Below are 8,110 nucleotides of genomic sequence, written 5' to 3' on the forward strand. Positions count from 1 at the left end.
GTGCTGTGGCGAACGTGCGGAGGTTGGGGCGGGCCGGACGAACCGGTGCATGCGATCCACGAAAAGGGTGTGAAGGAGGGGCGGAACCACTCGGCACGGGCGTTCCCGCGCGCGGTGTCCGCGGCCCGTGCCGTACTCGGTCACGGGAGTGATCAGCTGTGCATGCAGTGGGCCATGAAGGCCGAACCCCTTTCGTCGGCCACCCAGTGTACTCCCGACCCACTTCTCGGACGGGCGGATGCGGCCCCGATGAGTTCCCGACACCGTCGCGAGTTCCATGCACCGTGCGCACTGTACGCAAGGAACTCACCATTCCGTCGGGAACTCATGTGCCGGGCGAGGCGTCACCCGGCAGCCTTGCTCCCCTGTCTCACGATCGCGTGCCGGAGGTACTCGATGTGGGCGACGTGTTCGACCGTGCTCTTCACGTGTACAACGATCCGCCGCACGGGGGTCGGGTCGACGAGCGGCAACGCCACGAGCCCGCGCGGCAGATCCCCGACCGCGAGGCGCGGCTGCACCGTGAGCCCGATCCCCGCACCCACCATCGCGAGGACCGCGTAGTGGTCCTCGGCGCCGGCGACGTACCGCGGCACGAACCCGGCCGAGGCGACCGCATGGTCGATGACCTGCCCCGTCGGGGAGCCGGAGACGTCGAGGTCGATGAGGGGCGCCTCGGCGAGTTCCGCGAGGGGCACCGCATCGAGGCGCGCGAGCGCGTGCGTCCGCGGGACGACGACCACGAAGGGGTCGAGGAGGACCTCGGTGCGGGTATAGCCGGGCACCGGATCGACGCCGAGGTGCGGCACCTCGTTGCTGATGTCGATGTCGACCGCGCCGCGGTCCGGCAGCGGCACGGGTTCGTTCGACTGGATGTCGAACTGCAGCTCGGGGAACCTCCGGACCGTCTGCCGGAGCACCTGCGGGATCCATTCCTTCGCCGCCGAGGCGAAACACCCGATCCGCACCCGTGTCCCCGGACCCGATTTCAGGTCGGCCACGAGGGTGTCGAGGCGTCCGGCCGCGGCGAACAGTTCCTCGGCCTGGTCCGCGAGGCGTTGTCCGGCCTCGGTGATCTCGATGCCGCGGCCCACCCGACGGTAGAGCGGAAAACCGACGGACTTCTCGAGGGCGATGATCTGCTGACTCACGCTCGCCGGGGCGTAGCGGAGATTGCGGGCAGCACCATTCACGGAGCCGGCGGCGACGACCGCCCGCCAGATCCTCAGGCGTCCGAGATCCCACACCCCTCCATCATCAGGTGTTTCCACATGGTTGTCCACAAATGTGAACTATTCCTTGATGGTTCGAAATGAGAGCATCTTCGGGCGGGCCCGGATCGGGTCCGCGTCGGGCGGAAACATGCCCGGCGGAGCAACGAGAATCACGAGGAGCAGGGCATGACCGGAGCGGAGTACTGGGCGTTCTTCGGCGCGAGCGTCGTCCTCGCCGTCACGCCCGGCCCGGACACGTTCCTCACGCTCCGATTCGGCGCGAAGGGGTGGAAGCCCGGATTCCTCTACGCGTGCGCGGTCGCGACGGGGATCCTCGTGTGGGCGGTCCTCTCGCTCACGGTGCTCGGCGCCCTCCTCGACCGCTATCCGTGGCTCCTCGAGGTCCTCACCTACGCAGGTGCCGCGTACCTGCTGTACCTCGGCATCACGAGCGTCCTCGGCGGCCGGAAGCAGTTGAAGGCGCTCGCACCGGCGCGCCGCGAGGTCGTGGCGACCGGTAAGGGCGAGGGCGTACTCGTCGGCGCAGGAACGACAGCGGTGACGGGCGTTGCCGGCGGCGCCACCGTGGGCCTCGAAACGGCGCCACTGTCCACAGGCACGGAGAGCGCACCGTCCACTGGGGACACGGTGGCCGTAGGTGACACGATCGCCACACGGGACACGAACGGCACCGACACGGCGCCCCCCGACCGGACGAAGCGTTCGAAGCTCGACGGAAACCCGTACGTCGTGGGCGTGTTCTCGGGGCTCACGAACCCGAAGACCGGGCTGTTCTTCCTCGCCCTGCTGCCGCCGTTCCTCCCGGCGTCACCGAGCGGAGTCGATTATGTGCTGCTTGTGCTCACGATGATGGTGACGATCTGGTTGTACTCGTTGTTGCTCGTGGCAGCGGCGTCACGTGTGGGTCGGTGGTTGCAGACCGGCCGTGGCCCGGCGTTCGTCGACCTCGTCTCCGGCGGGATCCTCGTCGTCCTCGCGGTCCTCATCGTCCTCACGCACTGAGCCCGTTCCCCGACCGGTCGTCAGGGCGCGAGGTATTCCTGCCTCACGAGCCCGGCTGTCGCACGCTCGAGGTATCCGAAACCTTTGTCCGCGTTGAGAATCACAGCATCATTCGCGACTGCATAGCCGGCAACGACACAGTCGAATGCAGCCGCAGCCCGCACCAGCCCCGACTCCCACAGCGCCTGCTGGATGTCGAGCACGAGTTCGGCCGTCGGATGCTCCCATGCGGGAAGCAGGATCTCCATGTCTCGCCTCAGCTCCACATACTCCGCCGCAGTTCGCGCTGAATGACAGTATTCGGCAACCTGCGGCGGGCACGCGATGATGAGATCGCGGGCCGCGACCTCATGCAATCGACGCGCGATTTTCTCGTTCCTTCCTGCCCGCTGCCACACACTGTTGTCGACCAGGAAAGTGGTCATGCCGAAGCCGGTTCGGACGGAACCATCGTTCCTGCGTCGATCTGATCATCGTCGAATGTGCGGGCGACGATGCGATCGACTGCTGTCGGCTGATCTCGCACTGCCAGATAGGTCCTGATCGCAATATCGACGGCCTCGCGGTTCGATCGGGCTCCCGCAAGTTCCTTGAGTCGGCCGAGGCGCTCGGCGTCGATGTCGATCGAAGTAATGGCCATTCGCAGACCCTCTCGTTATATATCGATAATATAGGGCGAAAGCGCGGATCAATACCCCGCGATGGCCGCGCGGGCGGGGACGTACTCCCAGTGCCAGGGCTCGTACTTCTCTCCCTTCGCCCAGTCGGGGTTCTCCCAGCCGAACTCGGCGGCATGCGCGACGAGCCACTCGTACTGCGGGCCGCTCGCGGTCGTGGTCCCGCCGCCGAAGTCGATCGCGATTCCCCAGCCGTGCAGCGAGGACCCGGGCTTCGCGGCGAGCCCCGGCCGTTCGGCGGCGATGCTCACCTGCCTCTCGAGCGGCCGGTACGTCCCGGTGATCGCGAGGTCCTCCCCCGTCTCCCGGCGGTACGCCTCATTCATCGCGGCGAAGGCGAGCGCCGCATCGGGCCGGAGTTCGAAGCCACCGACCCCGATCTCGCACAGCCATCCACCCTCGAGTTCCCCATTGCTCTCGCCTCGCATGTCCGCCGGTCCCGGCAGTTCCCCCGAACACCCGGGGAGCAGGGTGAGTTCCACCGTTCCCGAGGCGCTCGTCGCCGCTTCAGGTTCCCTCACCTCGGTCGTCACGGCGGCTCCTGTGTGGTCCTGCGCGGCGCCGATGACGAAGACGGACTCGTCGTCCGTCTCCGGCGCAGCTCTCCCGGTCGCTTCCGCGGGCGCCGGTGCCCCTCGTTCTCGTGGTCACACATCGAGTGAACCGCGTCCGACCCGGCGGTGCGCGCGGGGACGAAAGGCGGCACGCCTCCGTCTCACAAGGTGTCCGTATGACGGGAATCACGCGCTACAGCACCCGTAGCACGATCCGTCATCCCCGGGTCGTGAGCCGCTCGATCCCCTCGGTGCCCCCGGCGACGATGATCTCGTCCTCGGGATAGACGATCGTGTCCTCGTCGACGAGCTCCCACTGACCGCCCGCGCGCCTGATCCCGACGACCGTGAGAACGGGCTTCGGTACACGAACCCTGAACACGGAGGAGGACGCTACACCCGTTTCACACGGATTTTCCGGGCCTGTTTCGCTTTTCCTCGATTGTGACCCTAGTCTCAACCTCCATGAGTACTGAATCGACCGGCGCACAGGCCGGCACCGGAACCGGCGCGACCCCGTCCCACGCGCCCGGTGCGACAGCACACCCCACGGCGCGCGGCGCCGACATCCCCACCCAGGACGCTCCCTCCCACGGCACCCCCGGCAACCGCGGTTTCGCCAGGGTCATGGGCACCTTCGACACCCTCCTCTTCGGCTTCGGCGCGATGATCGGCTTCGGCTGGATCACCCTCACCGGCGGCTGGCTCGACTCCGCGGGCACCTGGGGCGCGGTCGGCGCGTTCGTCGCCGGTGGCGTCGTCATGGTCCTCGTCGGCCTCGTCTACTCCGAGCTCGTCTCCGCGATGCCGCACGCCGGCGGTGAGCACAACTACCTCCTGCGCGCGCTCGGCCCCAAGGCCTCCGTCATCGGATCCTGGGCGATCGCCGGCGGCTACATCACGGTCGTGCTCTTCGAGGCGGTCGCGGCCCCGCGCACCCTCGGGTACATGTTCGACGGGTTCGCGGAACTCCTGCCCATGTACTCGGTCGCCGGGTTCGAGGTCGGGTTCCTCTGGGCGATCTCCGGTTCGGTCATCGCCGCGATCGTCACCTGGGTGAACATCCGCGGCGTCAAGGTCGCCTCGCTCGTCCAGACCTTCGTCGTCTCCTTCCTCCTGCTCGTCGGTCTCCTCCTCGTCCTCGGCATCGTCGTGGGTGCGGAGCCGGCGAACGCCCAGCCGGCCTTCACCGGAGGCGCCGCCGGATTCGTCGTCGTCCTCGGCGCGGTGCCGTTCCTCTTCGTCGGCTTCGACGTCATCCCGCAGGCGGCCGAGGAGCTGAAGATCGCGCCGAAGAAGATCGGGCAGGTCCTCATCTGGTCGGTCGTCATGGCGGTCGCGTTCTACATCGTCGTCATCCTCGCCTCGGCGTACGGACTGCCGGCCGAGGCACGGGTCGACGAGAACGGCAACACGGTTCTCGTCACCGCCGACGCCCTCGCGCACCTCTTCGGCGCCGGATTCTGGAAGCAGGTCGTCCTCGCCGGTGGCCTCGCGGGCATCATCACCTCCTGGGTCGCCTTCATGGCCGGCTCGTCACGCCTCCTGTGGGCGATGGCGAACTCCGGCATGATCCCCGCGTGGTTCGGGAAGCTCGACCCGAAGTACCGGACGCCCAAGAACGCCCTCCTCTTCATCGGCGGTCTCGCCGTCATCGCCCCGTTCGGCGGCACCGCGGTTCTCGGCTGGGTCGTCGACGGCGGCTCTCCGATGATCGTCCTCGCCTATGCGATGGTCGCGGTCGGCTTCCTCGTCCTCCGGAGGAAGGAACCCACCATGGAGCGCCCCTTCGTGGCCGGCGGCATGGGCGTCGGCGGCACCGTCATCGGCATCCTCGCGACGGTGCTCTGCGTCGTCATGTTCTTCCTCTACATCCCCGCGATCACGCCGATCTCGATCACGCTCGGGTGGCAGTCGTATCTCATCTTCGGCATCTGGATGATCGCCGGACTCGCGTTCGCCGCCCGCCTGCCGGCGGTCCCGGCGGGCCCGCACGCAGAGCGGCAGCTCCTCGAGGCCCTCTCCCTCCGGAGGAAGTGACACCCGCCCCACAGCGGCTCCCCCTCCCGAGGCGCCCCGCGCCTCCCGGCCCCCGCGCCGGAAGGTGCGGGGCGTCGTCACGTCCGGGGCGCCTCGGCGGTTCTTCCGACACGCGTGTGACACGCGTCTCCGCATGTCTGTGAGGTGCATGACGTGGAGGCGCTTCCGTGCCGATTCCTCCGGGGTGACGGTGCACACTATTGGCAAGGCGACCTGAACATTCCGTCGGGCCGCGACGAGCGCAGCTGTGCAATCGAATCGTGTGCGCAAGTGGCACACACCCCCGCCGACAGCGGAGTGCGACCGACGGAGGTCTCATTCCGAAAGGTGACGAACGTGAGTACTCACGACAACACCGAGCCCCACCACGAGGGCCGGTTCAAGAAGGTCATGGGCGGTGCCGATGCCCTGTTCATCGGCTTCGGCGCCATGATCGGTTTCGGCTGGATCACCCTCACGGGCGGATGGCTCAACGACGCCGGTACGTGGGGCGCGATGATCGCGATGGTCGCCGGTGGCGCCATCATGATCCTCGTCGCGCTCGTCTACTCCGAGCTCGTGGCCGCGATGCCGCACGCCGGCGGTGAACACAACTACCTCATGCGCGGGATGGGGCCGCGGGCCTCGCTCCTCGGGTCGTGGGCGATCATCGGTGGATACGTGAGCGTCATCCTCTTCGAGACCGTCGCGACCCCGCGCACCGTCGACTACATCCTCGACGGCATCCCGATGTTCGAGCAGCTCCTGCCGAACGGCCTCTCCGGACTCCTGCCGATGTACACCGTCGCGGGCGCCCAGGTGGGGCTCGTGTGGGCGCTCATCGGTGCGGTCTGCGCGATCGTCATCACGTGGATCAACATCCGCGGCGTCAAGGTCGCGTCTCTCGTGCAGACCTTCGTCGTCATCTTCATCATCCTCGTCGCGCTCATGCTCGTCGTCGGTGGCTTCGTCAAGGGCGACGTCGAGCACACGAAGCCGTTCTTCAACCACGGCGCCGTCGGATTCATGGCCGTGCTCGGCACCGTGCCGTTCCTCTTCGTCGGATTCGACGTCATCCCGCAGGCCGCGGAGGAGATCAGGATCGCGCCGAAGAAGATCGGCCGCCTCATCATCTGGTCGGTGTCGATGGCCGTGGCGTTCTACCTCGTCGTCATCTACGTGACCTCCCTCGCGATGCCGGCCGTCGAGCTCCTGCCGGCTCCCGGTGAGGGCGCGAAGCTCGTCACCGGTGATGCGATGGCCGTGCTCTTCGGGCACCCGGTGTGGGGCAAGATCGTGCTCTGCGGTGGCCTCGCCGGCATCCTCACGAGCTGGATCGCGTTCCTCATGGGTGCCTCCCGCCTCCTGTGGGCGATGGCGAACTCCGGAATGATCCCGGCGTGGTTCGGCAAGCTCCACCCGCAGTACAAGACCCCGTCGAACGCCCTCCTCTTCCTCGGCGTCCTCTCGGCACTCGCACCGTTCCTCGGCACCGGCATGCTCACGTGGGCGGTCGACGGTGGATCCCCGATGATCGTGCTCGCCTATGCGCTCGTCGCGATCGCGTTCGTCATCCTGCGCCGCCGCGAGCCGGAGATGCCCCGTCCCATGCACGCGGGCGGACCCGGATTCGGCGGTGTGGTGCTCGGCGTCCTCGCCTCGGTCATCTGCGTCGTGCTGTTCCTCCTCTACATCCCGAACGCCACCCCGATCAGCATCACGCTCGACTGGCAGTCGTACACCTTCTTCGGCCTCTGGATGCTCGCCGGCGTCGCGTTCGCACTCCGTCTGCCCGGTGGGGTGAAGCCCGGCGTGCGCGCCGAGTCCGTGCTCCTCGCCAAGATCGCGGCCCGGAAGGCGGGGAAGGGCGGGAAGTAACCCTCCCGGCTCCCGAACAACGCTTTCGACCAGAGCAACTCATTCGGTTTCCGTTTGGCGGAACGGCAATCGAATGAGTTGCCCTGGTCGATTCCGTTGTACCGCCGGACGGTGTGCCGGCCGACGGTGTTCTAAGCTCAGCCCATGACCGATGTCGCTCAGATCACACTCCCCGCCACTCCCTTCACGGATCTCCTCGCCGAGCGCTACAGCGTCCGGGCGTTCACGGACCGTCCGGTCACGGATACCGAACTCGAGGCGATCCTCACCGCCGCACAGCGCACCCCGAGCTGGTCGAACACCCAGGCCTGGCACGTCCGTGTCCTCCGCGGTGACGTGCTCGTGGAGTTCGGCACCCGGCTGCAGGCGGCGGTCCGGGCCCGTGGCAAGGAGACCGGCGCCGACCTGCCCCTGCCGGGCCGGTTCACGGACGCGGAGATGGCACGCAAACGCGAGACCGGGTACGGACGCTACGAGGCACTCGGCATCGGCCGGAACGACCCCGCGGGCCGAACCGAGGCGAGCATGCTCAACTTCGCCTTTTTCGGTGCCCCCGTCGGCCTCGTCCTCACGACCACCCGTTCGGTCGGCCCCTACGGCTGGGTCGATGCCGGCGGGTACATCGCAACTCTCCAGTACACCGCATGGTCGGCGGGGATGGGCGCATGCGCGCTCGGATCGATCGGCATGCAGGCGGACCGGGTGCGCGAGTACCTCGGGATCGGCGACGACGAGGACGTCGTCG

The 8,110-nt window shown here is 67.8% G+C and carries 9 protein-coding genes; 4 read left to right on the forward strand and 5 right to left on the reverse strand.

Annotated features, from left to right (window positions below; all coding sequences use genetic code 11):
- Positions 1-344: 344 nt before the first annotated feature.
- Entirely contained in the window at positions 345-1,247 is a 903-nt protein-coding gene (locus tag ABD172_RS05510; RefSeq protein ID WP_344307695.1) for a LysR family transcriptional regulator, read from the reverse strand.
- A 153-nt stretch (positions 1,248-1,400) separates the two neighbouring features.
- On the opposite strand from ABD172_RS05510, the gene ABD172_RS05515 reads away from it, so the two are divergent.
- Positions 1,401-2,237, forward strand: a complete 837-nt coding sequence (locus tag ABD172_RS05515; RefSeq protein WP_344307697.1) for a LysE family translocator — start codon at positions 1,401-1,403, stop codon at positions 2,235-2,237.
- Positions 2,238-2,257: 20 nt separating this feature from the next.
- Here ABD172_RS05515 and ABD172_RS05520 read toward each other — a convergent pair whose 3' ends face one another.
- The 4 genes from ABD172_RS05520 to ABD172_RS05535 all read right to left on the reverse strand — a co-directional run bounded on the left by ABD172_RS05520 (position 2,258) and on the right by ABD172_RS05535 (position 3,850).
- Positions 2,258-2,662, reverse strand: a complete 405-nt coding sequence (locus ABD172_RS05520) for a PIN domain-containing protein (RefSeq protein ID WP_344307698.1) — start codon at positions 2,660-2,662, stop codon at positions 2,258-2,260.
- A complete protein-coding gene (locus tag ABD172_RS05525; protein WP_344307700.1) occupies positions 2,659-2,877 on the reverse strand; it encodes a hypothetical protein in 219 nt (72 codons plus the stop codon). Before ABD172_RS05525 ends, ABD172_RS05520 begins: the two co-directional genes overlap by 4 nt.
- Before the next feature lie 48 nt (positions 2,878-2,925).
- Positions 2,926-3,447 (reverse strand): M15 family metallopeptidase, encoded by a 522-nt coding sequence (locus tag ABD172_RS05530; RefSeq protein WP_344307701.1) that lies wholly within the window; start codon positions 3,445-3,447, stop codon positions 2,926-2,928.
- Positions 3,448-3,685: 238 nt separating this feature from the next.
- Entirely contained in the window at positions 3,686-3,850 is a 165-nt protein-coding gene (locus tag ABD172_RS05535; protein ID WP_344307703.1) for a hypothetical protein, read from the reverse strand.
- Between the two features lie 83 nt (positions 3,851-3,933).
- Here ABD172_RS05535 and ABD172_RS05540 point away from each other — a divergent pair, with 83 nt between their 5' ends.
- The 3 genes from ABD172_RS05540 to ABD172_RS05550 all read left to right on the forward strand — a co-directional run.
- Positions 3,934-5,508: an APC family permease gene (locus ABD172_RS05540; RefSeq protein ID WP_344307705.1), complete on the forward strand. Its 1,575-nt coding sequence runs from the start codon at positions 3,934-3,936 to the stop codon at positions 5,506-5,508.
- 336 nt (positions 5,509-5,844) lie between these two features.
- Complete coding sequence (locus tag ABD172_RS05545) at positions 5,845-7,365, forward strand: APC family permease (RefSeq protein ID WP_344307707.1); 1,521 nt, start codon at positions 5,845-5,847, stop codon at positions 7,363-7,365.
- A 144-nt stretch (positions 7,366-7,509) separates the two neighbouring features.
- Positions 7,510-8,110, forward strand: a 601-nt coding sequence (locus ABD172_RS05550; RefSeq protein WP_344307709.1) for a nitroreductase, incomplete at its 3' end; no start/stop codon positions are given.

This window comes from Brevibacterium samyangense (assembly GCF_039529845.1).
Taxonomy (GTDB): domain Bacteria; phylum Actinomycetota; class Actinomycetes; order Actinomycetales; family Brevibacteriaceae; genus Brevibacterium; species Brevibacterium samyangense.

Coding starts and splice junctions, on each gene's coding strand:
- ABD172_RS05515 (WP_344307697.1), top strand. CDS start 1,401: ATGACCGGAGCGGAGTACTGGGCGTTCTTCGGCGCGAGCGTCGTCCTC.
- ABD172_RS05520 (WP_344307698.1), bottom strand. CDS start 2,662: ATGACCACTTTCCTGGTCGACAACAGTGTGTGGCAGCGGGCAGGAAGG.
- ABD172_RS05540 (WP_344307705.1), top strand. CDS start 3,934: ATGAGTACTGAATCGACCGGCGCACAGGCCGGCACCGGAACCGGCGCG.
- ABD172_RS05525 (WP_344307700.1), bottom strand. CDS start 2,877: ATGGCCATTACTTCGATCGACATCGACGCCGAGCGCCTCGGCCGACTC.